Here is a 17,516-nt window from a genome sequence, read left to right as displayed (position 1 = left end):
TTTTTTTTTCTTGGGTTTGTGGTTTTGTGTTTGGTGTTTTTGTTGGGGTTTATTTTGGTTTTAGGGGGCGGGGGTGGGGATGAATGGTTTGGGGGGGGGGCCGGCCGCGGGATAGCATTCGATAGACTGACGCAATTCCGGACAGAAAACCGTTTCACACTTTTCCTGGAATAGCTCTAAATGACGCCATCGAAAGACATTTCGCGCCTGATCGAGATCATGGCGGCGCTGCGAGCCCCAAAGACCGGGTGTCCCTGGGACATCGAACAGGATTTCTCGACTATCGCCCCGTATACGATCGAGGAGGCCTATGAGGTGGCGGACGCCATCGCGCGCGGCGATCTCGATGACCTGCGCGACGAACTCGGCGACCTCCTGCTGCAGGTCGTCTACCACGCACAAATGGCTGAAGAGGCAGGTGAATTCGGCTTCGGCGATGTGGTCCAGGCGATCACCACCAAGATGATCCGCCGCCACCCGCACGTCTTCGGCGACGAAAAGGCCCGCAGCGCCGGCATGGCCAAGGGCATGTGGGAAAAGATCAAGGCCGAGGAGAAGGCGGAGAAACGACAAGCCCGCCTCGCCCGCGGCCTCGACCCGGAAGATAACGGCAAGGGGTTTCTGGACAGCGTGCCGGTCGCCTTGCCCGCGCTGACCCGGGCACTGAAACTTCAGGAGAAGGCCGCCCGCGTCGGCTTCGACTGGAGCGAGGCAGCGCCCATCCTCGACAAGATCGAGGAAGAGATCGGCGAATTGCGCGAGGCGCTGGCCAAGGGCGAAACGGCCTCGATCAAGGACGAGTTCGGCGACATGCTGTTTGCCGTCGTCAATCTCGGCCGCCACTTGAAGGTCGATTCCGAAGCGGCGTTGAGCGGCACCAACGAAAAATTCCGCTCACGCTTCCATTACGTCGAACAGGCCCTTGGGAAATCCGGTAGCACGCTGGAGAAGGCGACCTTGCCCGAAATGGAAGCGTTCTGGCAGGAAGCAAAAACCGCGAAGTAAGTTCCCTTACCCGTTATTTTTGCGACGCAATCTGCTTTCGATCTCTTCGCGGGCGCTTTGCGTGGCCTTGAGCGAGATAGTGGCGCTGCCGTCGTCATTGTCGCTTCGCGAAACGATATCGCCATTGCGATAGAGCCAGTCGACAAGGCCGAACTGCGCCGGCTCGATCGTCACCGTCAGGTCTTCGAGCTCGCCCGCCATCCGCGTTTCGATGATTGCCTTCAGCGCATCGATACCCTCGCCGGTCACCGCTGAAATGGCGATCGGCGGGGCTTTGCTGGCGTCGGCGCTGTCGGCAAGCAGGCGGCTGCGGTTGCCCTCGTCAAGCAGGTCGATCTTGTTCCAGACCTCGATGATCCGCTTGGCATCACTGGCGTCGACGCCGAGGTCGGCGAGGATGCGCTCGACATCCTCGGCCTGGGCCGCCGTGTCCGGATCGGAAATGTCGCGCAGATGGATGACGAGATCGGCCTCGACGACCTCTTCCAGGGTGGCACGGAAAGCCGCGATCAGATGCGTCGGCAGGTCCGAAATAAAGCCGACCGTGTCCGAAAGAATGATCGGCGTGCCGTGCGGCAGGCGCACACGCCGAAGCGTTGGATCGAGCGTGGCGAACAGCATGTCCTGCGCCAGCACGTCTGCTCCGGTCAGCCGATTGAACAGCGTCGACTTGCCGGCGTTGGTATAGCCGACGATCGCCACCACCGGGAACGGCACTTTCTTGCGCTTGGCGCGGTGGAGGTCGCGCGTGCGGCGCACCGTTTCCAGTTCCTGCTTCAGCTTGATGATCTTTTCCTGCAGCTGCCGCCGGTCGGATTCGATCTGCGTTTCGCCGGGGCCGCCGAGGAAGCCGGCACCGCCGCGCTGGCGTTCGAGGTGGGTCCAGCTGCGCACGAGGCGACCCTTCTGGTAGTTGAGATGGGCGAGCTCTACCTGCAAGGTGCCTTCCTTGGTGCGCGCGCGTTCGCCGAATATTTCGAGGATCAGCCCGGTGCGATCCAGCACCTTGGCGTTCAACTCTTTCTCCAGATTGCGCTGCTGCACCGGAGTCAGCGGATGGTCGACGACGACCACTTCCGCATGTCCCTCTTTGACGATTTCTGCGAACTCCGCGACCTTGCCGCTGCCGAGCAACGTCGCCGGGCGCGGATCGTTGACGGTTACCACCGCGGTATGGATCAGATCAAGGTCGATGGCGCGGGCAAGGCCTACGGCCTCGTCGTGGCGAGCGTCGGCCGAACGCATCAGCCGTGGACGGTTGGTCTCGTCCTCGTTGCGCTGGTGGCGGGTAAGGACGGGCACAATGACAACGGCCCGGGTCGGGCCCTCGGCTTCCGTCCCTGGATGATGCGCTGGCTTTCCGCGAACTGTATCGTTCGCGTCTTTCTCACGTGCCAATCAGGCGCCCTGGCTTTCCTCGCCATCGAACATTTGAACCGGCTGGCTCGGCATGATCGTGGAAATGGCGTGCTTGTAGACGAGCTGGGAGTGACCATCACGGCGCAATAGGACACAGAAATTGTCGAACGAAGTGACCACGCCGGTCAGCTTCACGCCGTTGATGAGGAAGATGGTGAGCGGATTCTTGCTCTTGCGAACTGAATTCAGGAACAGGTCCTGAAGGTTTTGCGATCGTTCCGCCATTGTTCTTGTCTTTCGCCGATCCCCTTCGGTTTGCAAGCCAATGCGCCAAATTAACGGGCGCATGTCAAGCTCACAAACACCGTCTTGTCGTCAGCAACGACAAGCAGAACGAGATAAATTGATGTTCATTCCACCTGTGCGGTTATCAGGCTGGACTTTTTTCCGCAATGTCAAAAAAGGCTTGTCGCAACGAAAGTGTTATCGAGCCGGGGTGCCCATTGGCGATTGTATCGCCGTCGATGGCTACAACCGGCATGGCGATTGTCGTTGCGGAGCTGATGAACGCTTCGCGTGCCGCCTTGGCCTCGGCGACAGAAAAGCCGCGCTCCTCTATCTTCACGCCGAGCTTCGCCGCCACTTCAAACATGGTCGTGCGGGTGATGCCCCGCAGGATGCCATGCTCGGCCGGCCTGGTAACCAGGACGCCATCCCGGGTGACGATCCAGGCATTGGACGAGCCGCCTTCCTTGACGTTGCCGTCGGTGTCGACGAACCACGCTTCCTGGGCGCCGGCTTCCTTGGCCTTCTGCTTCGCCAATACATTGGGCAGCAACCCGACGCTCTTGATGTCGACGCGGTCCCAACGGTTCTCCGGCACTGTGATGACCGCAATGCCGGTTTCAGCGCGTTTTGCACCAGAGGCGGGATCTGCCTTCCTCGCGGTGACCACCAGGGACGGCTTGGTGTCGGCGGACGGGAAGACAAAGTCGCGGCTGGAAACGCCGCGCGTCACCTGGACATAGACCAGGCCGTTGGCGACATGGTTGCGGTTGACCACCTCGCGCAGGATCAGCGGCAGCACGTGAGAGGTGACCGGCCAGGCGATCGACAATTCGGTCAGGGAGCGGTTCAGCCGGGCCAGATGGCGCGGCATGTCGACGATGAAGCCGCGCGCCACCTCGCAGACCTCATAGACGCCGTCGGCGAACTGATAACCGCGGTCCTCGATATGCACGGCAGCATCCGCGTGAGTGACGTAGCGGCCGTTGACATAGGCAATGCGCGGCATTGGCAACCCCTTCGGAATTCTCGGGCTTTCTTATGCGATTCCGCCGCCGCCGTAACCGGCAAATGGTTGGCCCAGGCGCGGCTGGCCGGACGTCGCGTTCAGACGCCCAGCGACTTCAGCTTGCGGTGAAGGGCGGAGCGCTCCATGCCGATGAACTCGGCGGTTTTCGAGATGTTGCCGCCGAACCGGTTGATCTGGGCGATCAGATAGTCCTTCTCGAACTGTTCGCGCGCCTCGCGCAGCGGCAGCGCCATGATGTGCTGATCGGATTGATTCGGCGTGCGCGGCATGACATCGCCGATCTCGGCCGGCAACAGGTCCGCGGTGATCGGCGCATCGATGTTGTCGCCGCGCGCCAGGATCATGAGGCGCTCGACATTGTTGCGCAGCTGGCGGACGTTGCCAGGCCAGTTATGCGCTTGAAGCACCGCCAGTGCATCATCGCCAATACGGCGCGGCTTGATACCGGCCTGGCGCGCGATCTGCTTCATGAAATTGTCGACGAGATAGGGAATATCCTCGCGCCGCTCGGCCAGTCCCGGCACCATGACCGGAACCACCGCCAGGCGGTGATAGAGATCTTCGCGGAAACGCCCGTCGGCGATCATCGCTTCGAGATTCTGCGAGGTCGAGGAGATGATGCGGACATCGACCTTGACCCGCTTGGTGCCTCCCACCCGCTCGAACTGCTGCTCCACCAGCACGCGCAGGATCTTGTTCTGCGTCTCGCGCGGCATGTCGGCAACTTCATCGATGTAGAGGATGCCGCGATGGGCCTCCTCGAGCGCGCCGACCTTGCGCTCGACGCCGTTCGATTCGGTGCCGAACAGCTCGATCTCCATGCGCTCGGGCGTAATGTTGGCGGCGCTCAGCGTTACGAACGGCGCGCCCTTACGCGCCGACAGCGTGTGGATGGCGCGCGCGGCCAGTTCCTTGCCCGAGCCTGACGGGCCGATGATCATCACGCGGCTGTTGGTCGGGGCAACGCGCTCGATGGTCTGGCGCAGTTGGCTCATCGCCGACGACATGCCGATCAGATCGAAGGTTTCGCCACTGCGCAGCTTGAGGTCGGAAACCTCGCGCCGCAGTTTCGAGGTCTCGAGCGCACGCTCGGCAATCAGGATCAGCCTGTCGGCCTTGAATGGTTTTTCGATGAAATCATAGGCACCGCGGCGGATGGCGGAGACCGCCGTTTCGATGTTGCCGTGGCCTGAGATCATCACCACCGGCAAGGTCGGGTGCATCGTCTTGATCTCGTCGAGCAGTGCCAGCCCGTCCAAACGCGAGCCCTGCAGCCAGATGTCGAGGAAAATCAGCCGCGGTGCCCGATCGGCGATCGCCGCCAGCGCGCTGTCGGCATCGAATGCGGTGCGGGTTTCGTGACCTTCGTCGCTCAGGATGCCCGCGACGAGTTCACGGATGTCTTCCTCGTCATCGACGATGAGAATATCAGACGCCATTACCGACCTTTTCAGTTTCTCGTTCGTTTTCAGTCCTGCTATCGCCGCGCGGAGACGCGGCAGCCGCAGGCGGCAGGATGATGCTGATCATCGCGCCGCGTCCGTCGTGGAAATCTGGGGGCGCATCGTGAAGTTCCAACCTGCCACCATGGTCCTCCACGATCTTCTTGACGATAGCGAGGCCAAGCCCGGTGCCTTTCTCGCGCGTCGTCGTATAGGGCTCGAGCAACCGCTGGCGATTTTCGCGCGGCAGGCCTTTGCCATTGTCGATGACGTCGATGCGAATCGCGCCATTCTGGCGCCCGGCTTGAATCCGGATTATGCCGTGCGAACCATCCGTCTGTTCCAATCCGTCGATCGCCTCGGCGGCGTTCTTGATCACATTGCCGAAAGCCTGCGCCATCAGACGGCTGTCGAAGGTGCCCTTGAGCGGCTCGGTGCCGAATACCCGCTCGAAAGTGATGTCGGCGCGGCTGACCTCGACCAGGAACGAGGCCTCGCGCAACGATTCGCGCAGGTCGATAGCCTTCATCTCGGGCTTTGGCATGCGGGCGAAAGCCGAGAATTCGTCGACCATACGGCCGATATCCTCAACCTGACGGATGATCGTGTCGGTGCACTGGTCGAAAACCTCGCGGTCCTCGGTAATCACCTTGCCGTAGCGGCGCTTGATGCGCTCGGCCGAGAGCTGGATCGGCGTCAGCGGATTCTTGATCTCGTGTGCGATGCGCCGTGCCACATCGGCCCAAGCGGAGGAACGCTGCGCCTGAACCAGGTCGGTGATGTCGTCGACCGTCACGACATAGGATTTTTCTTCCGAGCCGTCGTCGCCGGCTTCGATGGTGATCTGCACGTTGAAGGTCCGTTCGGCGCCGGCGCGGTAGAAGGTCACCTGCTCGCGGTAAACAGGCTTGCCGGACTTGCGGCCGATCTCGAAGACGCGGCCGACATGCGGCAGCACGGCCGACAGGTTCTGCCCAAGGGCGGCGCTGGCTGAAATGGCCAGCATCGCCTCGGCCGAGCGGTTGACGATGGTGACGATGCCGTAGGGATCGACGCCGATGACGCCGGCGGTGACGCCGGCAAGCACGGCTTCCGAGAAGCGGCGGCGTTCGTCGATCAGGTCCTTTGCGGACAGGATCTCGTTGCGCTGCGATTTCAGCTCGAGCAGCATCTTGTTGAACGTATCGCCGAGCGAGGCGACATCGCCATCCGACGGCCTGACCGGAACCGCGACATCGAGATTGCCGGTCGCCACCTCGTCGGCGGCTCCGATAAGCTGGCGAATGGGGCGCACCAGACGGTCGGCGACAGCGATACCAGTCCAGATGGCGGACAGGATGATGATCAACGTCAGCGACAGATAGGGCAGCGCGAAGGCCACCTGCGAGGTGCGACGGTTGTCTTCCAGCCCGCGATATTCGTCGGTGTTGGACCTGACGATCTGCCGCGCCTTGATCACTTCCGGATCGACGAGGCGAATGGTGTAGAGATAGAGCCCTTCGATCTCGCGCAGCTTGACGATGGCGCCCATGATGTTGCGCGTTTTGGGCTCGATCAGCACCGGCTTGCCGTCGGAAGCGCTGGCAACCGCCCCTTCGGGCGGCTCGGGCATCGCGAAATCCGTATCGGTCTTGGCGCTCATGACAAACGAGCCGTCGGGCTTGATCAGTGCCGCATGGGCCAGTGACCGGCCCACTGCTTCCTTGTTCATCAGATCGAGAAAACCAGTGCGATCGAGACCGTAGAGCGAGCGCGACGAATCGAGATCGTAGGCCATCGACAACGTCGTTCCCTGCAGGTTGCGGGCATTCTCCTGGACATAGGCGTCGGCGATCGACAGCGACGAATTGACGATCGTCTTGGTGCGGATCTCGAACCAGCGGTCGAGGCCGATATCGAGCGTGATCGATGCGATGATGGCCACCATGATTGCGGGAATGGCGGCGACCAGAGCAAACATGGCGACGATGCGCACATGCAGCCGCGAGGCGGCCTTGCCATGCCGGCGCGCCATCAGGATGCGGTGGACTTCACGCCCGACCAGCGCAATGAGGAACAGGACGAAAGCGGCATTGAGGGCAATCAGCGCCAGCGTCGTCGATTCGTTCGGCGTGATCGGCGTGGCGCCGACGAGGATGGTGAACGAGATCGCCGCCGTCACCAGCGCGCCGACGACCGCGACGACGCCGGGCAATGCCAGCAGCCGGCGACCGTCACGCGTGCCGGGTTCGCTGAACAGCGGTTGTTTTTTTGTCGGTGCCTGCGAAGCCATGTCGCCGTCTAGAGCCATGATTGCGTCGGATGTATGCAACGCATTGTGGCGATTATGCAACAAGTGTGACCGAGACGGAAATCTTTCGCGAGCCGGTCCCCTGAAAAGAGAGCGGGCTCAGATGGGCTCAGCCCTGCCGCGACGATTTGTAGACGTTGACGCCGAGCTCGCGGATCTTCTTGCGCAGCGTGTTTCGGTTCAGGCCCAGCAATTCGGCGGCCTTGATCTGATTGCCGCGGGTGGCCGTCATAGAGGCCAGGACCAGCGGGTACTCGACCTCGGCCAGAATGCGCTGGTAGAGGCCCGCGGGTGGCAAATCGCCGGCAAAGGAGGCGAAATAGCGCTGCAGGAAATGCTCGGCCGCCTGGCCGATCGACAGGTCGTCGGGAATGAGGTTGCCGCTGCCCGGTACCACCGGACGTTCGCCGGTCTTGAGCTCGGCCTCGATGATCTCGGCTGAAATCTCGTCCTGCGAATAGAGTGCGGCGAGCCTGCGAACGAGGTTTTCCAGTTCGCGCACATTGCCCGGCCAGGGATAGCGCTTCATCAGTTCGATGCCGCCCGAGGAGATGCGCTTGGTCTGCAGACCCTCCATCTCGCCGAGCTTGAAGAAGTGGCGGACAAGATCCGGCACATCCTCGGAGCGCTCGCGCAGCGCCGGCAACCTGAGCGGCACGACGTTGAGGCGATAGAAGAGATCCTCGCGGAAAAGCCCCTGGTTGATCAGCGTGCGCAGATCCTTGTTGGTGGCGGCAACGATGCGCACGTCGGTCTTGATCGGTGTGCGTCCGCCAACCGTCGTGTATTCGCCCTGCTGCAGGACGCGCAGCAGGCGCGTCTGCGCTTCCATCGGCATGTCGCCGATCTCGTCGAGAAACAGCGTGCCGCCCTCGGCCTGCTCGAAGCGACCGGTGGAGCGGTTCTGCGCGCCGGTGAAAGCGCCCTTCTCGTGACCGAACAGTTCCGATTCGATCAGATCGCGCGGGATCGCGGCCATGTTGATGGCAACGAATGGGCCGCCGCGACGGCGGCCATATTCATGCAGCGCGCGCGCCACCAGTTCCTTGCCGGTGCCGGACTCGCCCGAAATCATCACCGTCAGGTCGGTCTGCATCATGCGCGCCAGCATGCGGTAGATGTCCTGCATGGCGGCCGAGCGGCCGACCAGCGGCATGGCGTCTGGCTGTTCTTCCGGCCGCGCATCGATCTTCGGCCGCCGCGGCTCGGAAAGCGCCCGGTTGACGATGTTGAGCAGTTCGGTCAGGTCGAACGGCTTCGGCAGATATTCATAGGCGCCGGTTTCGGATGCGCGGATCGCCGTCATGAACGTGTTCTGGGCGCTCATGACGATAACCGGCAGTTCCGGCCGCGCCTTCTTGATGCGCGGCAACATGTCGAACGCGTTTTCGTCCGGCATCACCACATCGGTGATGACCAGATCGCCTTCGCCAGCCGCCACCCAGCGCCACAATGTCGAGGCGTTGGACGTGACGCGCACCTCGTGACCGACGCGTGAAAGCGCCTGGTTGAGGACGGTGCGGATCGCCGCATCGTCGTCGGCGACGAGAATATTGCCGCGAACGGTCATTTGCGGTCTCCTTCACCGTCTTCATCGGCGCCGTATGACGTTTCTTTCCAAGCTGGCATCAGGATGCGGAATGTGGTCCCGCGCGGCGTCGATTCGCATTCGATGATGCCGCCATGCTCGCCGACGATCTTGGCGACCAGCGCCAGCCCCAGCCCCGAGCCGTTCGGCTTGGTGGTGATGAACGGGTCGAACAGGATCGGCAAAATATCTTCCGAGACGCCGGAGCCATTGTCGCGCACGCAGAATTCCAGCGGCAGCGATACGCGGTCCTGCGTGCCCGGAACGGAAACGCGGATGCCCGGCCGGAAGGCGGTCGACAGCACGATCTCGCCCTGAGGATCGCTGCCGATCGCCTCAGCAGCATTCTTGACCAGGTTGAGGAACACCTGGATGAGTTGGTCACGGTTGGCAAACACCGGAGGCAATGAAGGATCGTAATCCTCCATTATCTTGATTCTCTTGGCAAAACCGTTCTTGGCAATTGCCTTCACATGATCGAGCACGACATGGATGTTGACGGGATAGCGATCGATCGGCCGCTCATCGGAAAACACTTCCATGCGATCGACCAGCGACACGATGCGGTCGGTCTCGTCGGTGATCAGCCGCGTCAGCGCGCGATCCTCGTCGGAAGCCGACAGTTCGAGCAACTGGGCAGCGCCCCGGATGCCGGACAGCGGGTTCTTGATCTCATGGGCAAGCATCGCCGCCAGGCCAGTGACCGAGCGCGCCGCGCCGCGATGCGTCATCTGCCGGTCGATCTTGTCGGCCATCGACCGTTCCTGGAACATCACCACGACGGAGCCCGGATATTCCGACACCGGCGCAACGTAGAGATCGACGACCTTCTCGATGCCGAGACGCGGCGACGACACGTCGACCCGGTACTCGTTGACGGGAGCCCGGCGCTCGCGCACCTGATCGACCAGCGTCAGCAGCGGGCTGCCGAATGGAATGAGTTTGGAAAGTGTGTTGCGCGCCAGCATGGTTGCGCTGGAGCGAAAGAAGTCTTCCGCGTCGGCGTTGGCGAAGGTGATGAACCCTTCCTCGCTGATCATGATCACCGGGCGACGGATGGTGTTGAGCACGATCTGGGCGGCATCCGCCATTTCAGCGCCTTGGGCAGCGGCGGCATTCATGCGGCGCTCCGCAGGTTCAGGGGTTGCGGATCGCGCGAAAACACATCGCGCAGCAAGGCAATGACGCGCGCGGGCTCCAATGCGGTCAAAATAGCCTTTCGGCTGTCGTCGTCAGCGACACCATTGGCATGACGATCAAGGTACCATCCAAGATGCTTGCGCGCTTGGCGCAGGCCGCTCTCGAGGCCATAGAGCGCCAGCATGTCCTCGTAATGGGAGACGATGTAAGCGGCCAAAGCTTGCCGATTGTCGGGCATGCCGGGCACAGTCTCGTTCCGTGCGGCCGCAGCAATGCCGCCTGCGATCCAGGGCGCGCCATAGTGCGCACGCCCAACCATGACGGCGTCAGCGCCGGATTGATCGAGAATGTCGGCAGCTTCTGCCGGGGAGCAGACATCGCCATTGGCGACGACAGGAATAGACACGGCTTCCTTGACGCGGGCGATGGCGCGCCAATCGGCCTTGCCTTGATAGAATTGGCAGCGCGTGCGGCCATGTACGGTCACCATCTTGACGCCGGCCTGTTCGGCGCGACGCGCCAGCATCGGCGCGTTGAGCGCGCCTTCGTCCCAGCCGAGCCGCATCTTGACCGTCACCGGCATGTCGACCGCGCCGACAACGGCGTCGATCAGCGACAGCGCATGGTCGAGATCCAGCATCAATGCCGAGCCGGCGTAACCCCCGGTGACCTTCTTGGCCGGGCAGCCCATGTTGATGTCGATGATGTCGGCGCCCTCGCCGGCAGCGATTCTGGCACCTTCGGCCATGTGCGCCGCCTCGCGGCCGGCAAGCTGGACCATATGGACCGGCAGGCCGGAGTGGCGTATGCGCAGGTTAAAACCGGCCCTGCCCTTGGCCAGCTCGCCGCTCGCCACCATTTCGGACACGACCAGGCCGGCGCCATGCGCGTGGGCGCGTTGCCGGAACGGCTCGTCTGATATTCCCGACATTGGCGCGAGAAACACGCGATTGCGGATTCTCACGCCGCCAACGTCAAGCGACGTTGCCAATTTGGTCAAGTTAACCATGCACAAAAACCAAGCATGTTCATTCGTTGCACATTCTCTAGCCAGAACTGCAGCAAAGTGCAACGCGGAATGACGCCACATTAAGGCGCAATTGGGAAAATGCCGGCTTCGGCTTTGGCTGGCGACCAAGGCGCCGTGCGTCCCTCAGCACGGGCAATGGCACGCTTGGGAATTTCATACTTAGCGCACGATCTTTCCTAAAACCGATTACACTTTTCGGGATCGTGCGCTAGGACCAGTCGGCATGACTGACGCAAGTGAAAATCGCGTTTCAAGTGAGGATGGCAAGGTCGCCGTGGTGATCGTTGCGGCTGGCCGCGGCGCGCGCGCCGGACAGGCCAATGGGCCGAAGCAATATCAACACATTGGCGGCTATGCCGTCATCGCACACACGCTGGAAATTTTTCTGTCCCACCCGCGAACCAGCGAGGTCGTCGTCGCCATCCATGCCGACGACCACGAGCTGTTCCGGGAGGCGGCGGGTGCCAACGCCGAACGGGTCATCCTCGTCATGGGCGGGGCGACAAGGCAGGCATCGGTCCGGCTGGGACTGCTTGCGCTGAGAAGCCACGCGCCGGGGCGGGTCCTGATCCACGATGCCGTCCGTCCATTCGTCGACGCGGACCTGATCGATCGCACGATCGCTGCCATCGGCGAGCGCGAGGGGGCGTTGCCTGCCCTGCCCGTTGCCGACACGCTGAAGCGTGAGTCGGCCTCTGGCGTGGTTGGCGAAACCGTTTCCCGCAGCGGACTTCACACGGCGCAAACGCCACAGGGCTTTCCATTCTGGCCGATTCTTGCCGCGCACGAGAAAGCCCATCATCTTGGAAGACTGGATTTCACCGACGACGCCGCGATCGCCGAATGGGCGAATATTCCGGTCAACATCGTTCCAGGCTCCCCTGATAACGTCAAACTCACCTGGGCAAGGGATATTGCGATGGCGGACCAGCGGCTCTCCGGCGAACGCGTGCGCTTTCCCGACATCCGTACCGGCAATGGTTACGACGTGCATGCGTTCGAACCCGGCGACCATGTCACTCTGTGCGGCGTCGCCATTGCGCACGACAAGAAACTGTCCGGCCATTCCGACGCCGATGTCGGCCTGCACGCCTTGACCGATGCGCTGCTGGCGACCTGCGGCGCCGGCGACATCGGCACGCATTTTCCGCCGACCGACCCGCAATGGAAAGGCGCTGCGTCCCGGATATTCGTCGAGTACGCGGCAAGGCTGGTGCGCGAGCGCGGCGGACGCATCGCCAATGCCGATATCACGCTGATCTGCGAGGCGCCGCGTGTCGGCCCGCATCGTGATGCGATGACCGCAGCCCTGTCGCAGATGCTGGCAATTTCACCGGACCGCATCTCGATCAAGGCGACAACCAACGAGAGGCTCGGCTTTATCGGGCGCGAGGAAGGCATAGCGGCGATCGCAACCGCCAGCGTGGTGTTTCCAGGCGAGGTGCCGGAATGAGTAGCAGCGAGCTGGCAAATGCCTTGCTGCAAGCCTGCCAGAAGCGCGGCATCATGCTGGCAACGGCGGAAAGCTGCACCGGCGGCATGATCATCGCCGCGTTGACCGACATCGCCGGCGCCTCCGCCGTCGTCGAGCGCGGCTTCATCACCTATTCCAACGAAGCCAAGATCGACATGCTCGGCGTCTCCGCCGCCACGCTTGAGACGTACGGCGCGGTTTCGCGCGAGACGGCAATCGAGATGGCGAAAGGCGCGCTTGCCCGTTCGCGCGCCGGGCTTGCTTTGGCGGTCACCGGCATTGCCGGGCCCGGCGGCGGTTCCACGGAAAAACCGGTCGGCCTGGTCTGGTTCTGTGTCGGGCTGGGCGGTCAGGCCGTGACCGCCGAGCGCAAGACATTTGCCGACAAAGGTCGCGATTTCATCCGCCGCGAAACGGTCCGGCATGCGTTGGAGCTGGGTCTGCGCGCGCTTGGTCAGGCCGAGGGCGCTGCACCATAGATGACGTCGGCACGCTTCTCGAAAGCCTCGGCGAACATGCGGAAAGCACGGTCGAACATGGTTCCCATCACGGCGCCCAGAATGCGGCTCTTGAACTCGTAGTCGATGAAGAAGCGGACCGTGCAGCCGGCGCCGCCGTCGGGCTCGAAACGCCAGACATTGCTCAGATATTTGAACGGGCCATCGATGTATTTCACGTCGATGGTGTTCTCGTCGGGCTTCAACAGCACCTGCGTCGTGAAGGTTTCGCGGATCGCCTTGTAGCCGATGGTCATGTCGGCGAGGAGAACCGTGCGCCCGTCGCGCTCCTTGCGCGAGCGAACGGTCAGCGCCTCGCAAAGCGGCAGGAATTGCGGATAGGATTCTACGTCGGCGACCAGCGCGAACATCTGGTCCGGCGTGTGGGATACGCGGCGGGTGGCTTCAAACTTCGGCATGAAAACCGGCTCTAAAGCGTGTCGCGGCGACGCAGATTCATGCGACGCGCTTTAGATACTTTGTTCTTATGCATGTGCATGTCGTTCTCCCAAAACGAGGTCACTTTGGGCGACATGCACTAAAGCGATTTCCTGAGAGCCGCTTCGCGTGCAGCGCGCAGCCGGGCGAAATCGTCGCCGGCATGATGCGAAGAGCGCGTCAGCGGGCTTGACGCCACCAGCAGGAAACCCTTGGTCCGGCCGATCGTCTCGAAGGATTTGAACTCCTCTGGCGTGACGAAGCGGATCACCGGATGATGCTTCTTCGACGGCTGCAGATACTGGCCAATGGTCATGAAGTCGACATTGGCCGTACGCAGGTCGTCCATCAGCTGCAGGATTTCGTTCCGCTCCTCGCCGAGACCCACCATGATGCCGGACTTGGTGAAGATCGACGGGTCGAGTTCCTTGACCCGCTGCAACAGCCTGATCGAATGGAAGTAGCGGGCGCCCGGACGAACCGTCAGGTAGTTCGACGGCACGGTTTCGAGATTGTGGTTGAAGACGTCGGGCTTGGCCGCCACGACGATCTCCAGCGCGCCATCCTTGCGCAGGAAGTCGGGCGTCAGGATTTCGATCGTCGTCGACGGCGTCGCGGCCCTGATGGCGCGGATGACGTCGGCGAAATGCTGCGCACCGCCATCGGCGAGATCGTCACGGTCGACCGAGGTGATGACGACATGCGTCAGCCCCATCTGCTTGACGGCGTGCGCGACGCGGGCCGGCTCATCGGGATCGAGTGCCGTCGGAATTCCCGTTGCGACGTTGCAGAAGGCGCAGGCGCGCGTGCATATCTCGCCCATGATCATGAAGGTGGCGTGCTTCTTCTCCCAGCACTCGCCGATGTTGGGGCAGCCGGCTTCTTCGCAGACCGTCACCAGCTTGTTCGACTTCACGATTTCGCGCGTTTCGGCATAACCCTTCGACATCGGCGCCTTGACGCGGATCCAGTCCGGCTTGCGCAGCACGTCCTGGTCCGGCTTGTGCGCCTTTTCCGGATGCCGCAAGCGCGGAGCGTTGGCAATCGTATCGAGGACAGTGACCATCGGGAAACCTGGTTCGTTCGCGATCGCCTGTCGGGCGTTCGCTGTCATGACGTCATCTAAGACTTTTCAACGCAAAGAAAAAGGCCGCGGCGGTGCATGCCGCAACAGCCTTTTTCGCATAGCAGATATCCAGCGCTGTTAACGGCGCACCAGGCGCCCTGCCCAGATCAGCAGGCAGGCACCGATAAAGCCGGTGATCAGGTAGGCAGTCCAGCCGACGCCGAACGGACCGAGATTGAATGCCTGCAGAATGGCGTTCAGTACGATCGCGCCGACGATACCCAAAATAATGTTCATGAAGATGCCGGTGTTGCTCTTCATGACCATCTCGGCAAACCAACCCGCCAGTCCGCCGATGATGATGGCTGCGATCCAGCCCACGCCGTTCACGTCCATACGTCCTCTCCTTGCACGAGTGAAAATGCATCCGGAAACGAACTGCTTTGCCGTCGAGATCCCGCAGCTTGAGCGATTGAGTCTCGTGCGGCCAATCTATCATGCGTTCAGCGCGCGACCATAGGCGTCGAGCACGCTTTCCTTCATCATTTCCGACAGCGTCGGGTGGGGGAAGATGGTGTGCATCAACTCTTCCTCGGTCGTTTCGAGGTTCATCGCCACGACAAAGCCCTGGATCAGCTCGGTCACTTCGGCGCCGACCATATGCGCACCAAGCAACTGACCGGTCTTCTTGTCGAAGATGGTCTTGATGAAGCCCTGGTCCTCGCCGAGCGCGATGGCCTTGCCATTGGCGGCGAACTGAAAGCGTCCGACGCGGATGTCCTTGCCCTCGGCCTTGGCCTTCGCTTCCGTCAGGCCGACGGAGGCGACCTGCGGATTGCAATAGGTGCAGCCTGGAATCTTGAGCTTGTCGGTGGCATGCACGCCAGGGAAATTGGCAATCTTTTCAACGCACACCACGCCCTCATGCTCGGCCTTGTGGGCAAGCATCGGCGGGCCGGCGACATCGCCGATGGCATAGATGCCGGGCACATTGGTGTTGCCGTAACCATCGATGACGATGCAGCCGCGCTCGGTCTTTACGCCGAGCGCCTCAAGGCCAAGATTCTCGATGTTGCCCTGCACGCCAACCGCCGAGATCATGCGGTCGGCGGTGATCTTCTCGACCTTGCCGTCCTTCATCTCGACATGCGCGGTGACCGAGTTGGCACCCTTCTCGACCTTGGTCACCTTGGCTTCGAGGATGATCTTCATGCCTTGCTTCTCGAACTGCTTTTGCGCGAATTTCGAGACTTCGGCGTCCTCGACCGGCATCACTGCCGGCAACAGTTCGACGACTGTCACATCGGCACCCATGGTGCGGTAGAACGAGGCGAATTCAATGCCGATGGCGCCGGAGCCCATGACCAGCAGCGACTTCGGCATCTCCTTCGGCACCATGGCCTCAAAATAGGTCCAGATCAGCTTGCCGTCGGGCTCGATGCCGGGCAGCGCACGTGGCCGGGCGCCGGTGGCCAGGATGATGTGCTTGGCGCCATAGGTGCCCTCAGCCTTGACGCCCTTCGGCACCGGCGGCTGCGGCTCCATCGGCTTCTTGGCCGTCTTGGATACGACGATCTCACCCAATTTATCGCCGGAAGGAGCCTTGGACAGCTTGGCCTCGCCCCAGATGACGTCGACCTTGTTCTTCTTCATCAGGAAGGCAACGCCGCCATTGAGCCGCAGCGAGACTTTTCTCGATCGGTCGACCACGGCCGACGTGTCGACGCTGACCTTGCCGTCAAGTTTCAGACCATAGTCCTTGAAATGATCCGAATAATGCACGATCTCGGCCGAGCGCAGCAGCGCCTTGGTCGGTATGCAGCCCCAATTGAGGCAGATGCCGCCGAGATGCTCGCGCTCGATGATCGCCGTCTTGAAACCGAGCTGGGCGGAACGCACCGCCGTGACATAGCCGCCGGGGCCGGAGCCGATGATAATGACGTCGTAATTCTCAGCCACGGATTTTCTCCTTGATTCACAGTTCCAGCATGACGCGCACGAGTGGCGTCAGCGCCTTGCCGATATTCCGCGTGTTTTCTGCATCCAGGTGGACGCCGTCGAGCGGGGTGGTTTGCGCCACGGTGCCAGCGTCGAAGAAGCCGCAACCAGCCTCATCGGCAAGGGCAGCGTAGAGCGGCGCCAGCCGGGTCGAAGCGTCGTCACCGCCGGCAAACATTTCCTTGAATTCGGCATTGTCGGTGCGGCTGACCACAGGCGGCGAAACGATCAGGATCTGCGGCGCCGGCCAGTCGAACGGATAGTCGTGGCCGCGCACGATGTCGATCAGCCGCTGGATGCCTTGCTTGGCCGCTACCGGGTTGCCATGGATCCATGGTTTCATGTCGTTGGCGCCGAGCATGAAGACGATAAGATCAATCGGCGCATGCGTTGTCAGGATAGTTGGCAGCAGCCTGGCGCCGTTGCGATCGGCACCGGCCAGATGATCGTCGAAAGCCGTGGTGCGGCCATTGAGGCCTTCGGCAACGACTTCGGCGGCATCGCCGAGCCCCGCCTGCAGCACGCTTGGCCAGCGGTCTTCAAGCGGGTGGCGGCCACCTTCGGCGTTGTAGCCCCAGGTCAGCGAGTCGCCGTAGCAAAGAACCGTCTTCATGCGCCCACCTGTGCGTTAATCAAACCGCGTCTCAACCCCCAGCGCACGAACAGCCAATCATGAGGCGAAAAGGCCGGTGAAGACCTCTCCCTTCCTAGACAAGCATGCCCATCGGGTTCTCGATCAATCGCTTGAACGCGACCAGCAATTCGGCACCCAGCGCACCGTCGACGGCGCGATGGTCGGTCGATAGCGTCACCGACATCACGGTGGCGATTTTGATCTCGCCGTTCTTGACCACTGCCCGCTCCTCGCCGGCGC

At 62.0% G+C, this 17,516-nt stretch carries 17 protein-coding genes; 3 read left to right on the top strand and 14 right to left on the bottom strand.

Annotated elements, in window-relative coordinates; genetic code table 11:
• Positions 1-180: 180 nt before the first annotated feature.
• A complete protein-coding gene (gene mazG, locus NKJ01_RS34370; protein ID WP_352734896.1) occupies positions 181-1,005 on the top strand; it encodes a nucleoside triphosphate pyrophosphohydrolase in 825 nt (274 codons plus the stop codon).
• A 6-nt stretch (positions 1,006-1,011) separates the two neighbouring features.
• Here mazG and hflX read toward each other — a convergent pair whose 3' ends face one another.
• The 8 genes from hflX to dusB form a co-directional block, all read right to left on the bottom strand.
• Positions 1,012-2,403 carry a GTPase HflX gene (gene hflX / locus NKJ01_RS34365; RefSeq protein ID WP_352734894.1) on the bottom strand — a complete coding sequence of 464 codons (1,392 nt, stop codon included), beginning with the start codon at positions 2,401-2,403 and terminating at the stop codon, positions 1,012-1,014.
• A complete protein-coding gene (gene hfq, locus NKJ01_RS34360) occupies positions 2,404-2,649 on the bottom strand; it encodes an RNA chaperone Hfq (protein ID WP_006202172.1) in 246 nt (81 codons plus the stop codon).
• Positions 2,650-2,794: 145 nt separating this feature from the next.
• Entirely contained in the window at positions 2,795-3,658 is an 864-nt protein-coding gene (locus tag NKJ01_RS34355) for a D-amino-acid transaminase (protein WP_352734892.1), read from the bottom strand.
• Between the two features lie 98 nt (positions 3,659-3,756).
• Positions 3,757-5,118, bottom strand: a complete 1,362-nt coding sequence (gene ntrX, locus NKJ01_RS34350) for a nitrogen assimilation response regulator NtrX (protein WP_013895628.1) — start codon at positions 5,116-5,118, stop codon at positions 3,757-3,759.
• A complete protein-coding gene (locus NKJ01_RS34345; protein ID WP_352734889.1) occupies positions 5,108-7,393 on the bottom strand; it encodes a sensor histidine kinase NtrY-like in 2,286 nt (761 codons plus the stop codon). The genes ntrX and NKJ01_RS34345 overlap by 11 nt, the downstream gene beginning before the upstream one ends.
• Positions 7,394-7,520: 127 nt before the next feature.
• Entirely contained in the window at positions 7,521-8,981 is a 1,461-nt protein-coding gene (gene ntrC / locus NKJ01_RS34340; RefSeq protein ID WP_352734888.1) for a nitrogen regulation protein NR(I), read from the bottom strand.
• Positions 8,978-10,120 (bottom strand): two-component system sensor histidine kinase NtrB, encoded by a 1,143-nt coding sequence (locus NKJ01_RS34335; protein WP_352734886.1) that lies wholly within the window; start codon positions 10,118-10,120, stop codon positions 8,978-8,980. Before NKJ01_RS34335 ends, ntrC begins: the two co-directional genes overlap by 4 nt.
• Positions 10,117-11,148: a tRNA dihydrouridine synthase DusB gene (gene dusB, locus NKJ01_RS34330; RefSeq protein ID WP_352734884.1), complete on the bottom strand. Its 1,032-nt coding sequence runs from the start codon at positions 11,146-11,148 to the stop codon at positions 10,117-10,119. Before dusB ends, NKJ01_RS34335 begins: the two co-directional genes overlap by 4 nt.
• 244 nt (positions 11,149-11,392) lie before the next feature.
• Here dusB and NKJ01_RS34325 point away from each other — a divergent pair, with 244 nt between their 5' ends.
• Positions 11,393-12,622, top strand: a complete 1,230-nt coding sequence (locus NKJ01_RS34325; protein ID WP_352734882.1) for a bifunctional 2-C-methyl-D-erythritol 4-phosphate cytidylyltransferase/2-C-methyl-D-erythritol 2,4-cyclodiphosphate synthase — start codon at positions 11,393-11,395, stop codon at positions 12,620-12,622.
• The gene (locus NKJ01_RS34320; protein ID WP_352734880.1) at positions 12,619-13,122 is read left to right on the top strand and encodes a CinA family protein; all 504 of its coding nucleotides are present in this window, start codon (positions 12,619-12,621) and stop codon (positions 13,120-13,122) included. The genes NKJ01_RS34325 and NKJ01_RS34320 overlap by 4 nt, the downstream gene beginning before the upstream one ends.
• Here the strand turns inward: NKJ01_RS34320 and NKJ01_RS34315 are convergent.
• The 6 genes from NKJ01_RS34315 to NKJ01_RS34290 all read right to left on the bottom strand — a co-directional run.
• Positions 13,098-13,559, bottom strand: coding sequence for a type II toxin-antitoxin system RatA family toxin (locus tag NKJ01_RS34315; RefSeq protein ID WP_023757921.1), 462 nt, complete (start codon positions 13,557-13,559; stop codon positions 13,098-13,100). The genes NKJ01_RS34320 and NKJ01_RS34315 overlap by 25 nt on opposite strands.
• Before the next feature lie 119 nt (positions 13,560-13,678).
• The gene (gene lipA, locus NKJ01_RS34310; RefSeq protein WP_352734900.1) at positions 13,679-14,644 is read right to left on the bottom strand and encodes a lipoyl synthase; all 966 of its coding nucleotides are present in this window, start codon (positions 14,642-14,644) and stop codon (positions 13,679-13,681) included.
• 138 nt (positions 14,645-14,782) lie between these two features.
• Positions 14,783-15,040: a GlsB/YeaQ/YmgE family stress response membrane protein gene (locus NKJ01_RS34305; protein WP_352734878.1), complete on the bottom strand. Its 258-nt coding sequence runs from the start codon at positions 15,038-15,040 to the stop codon at positions 14,783-14,785.
• Between the two features lie 99 nt (positions 15,041-15,139).
• Entirely contained in the window at positions 15,140-16,603 is a 1,464-nt protein-coding gene (lpdA, locus tag NKJ01_RS34300; RefSeq protein WP_352734876.1) for a dihydrolipoyl dehydrogenase, read from the bottom strand.
• A 16-nt stretch (positions 16,604-16,619) separates the two neighbouring features.
• Positions 16,620-17,255: an SGNH/GDSL hydrolase family protein gene (locus NKJ01_RS34295; protein WP_352734874.1), complete on the bottom strand. Its 636-nt coding sequence runs from the start codon at positions 17,253-17,255 to the stop codon at positions 16,620-16,622.
• Positions 17,256-17,349: 94 nt separating this feature from the next.
• The coding region (locus tag NKJ01_RS34290; protein WP_352734898.1) for a 2-oxo acid dehydrogenase subunit E2 at positions 17,350-17,516 on the bottom strand (167 nt) is incomplete at its 5' end.

The organism is Mesorhizobium sp. M0276 (assembly GCF_040321755.1).
In the GTDB taxonomy this organism is placed as follows: Bacteria; Pseudomonadota; Alphaproteobacteria; order Rhizobiales; family Rhizobiaceae; genus Mesorhizobium.
This window is presented reverse-complemented; position numbering and strand designations above follow the sequence as displayed.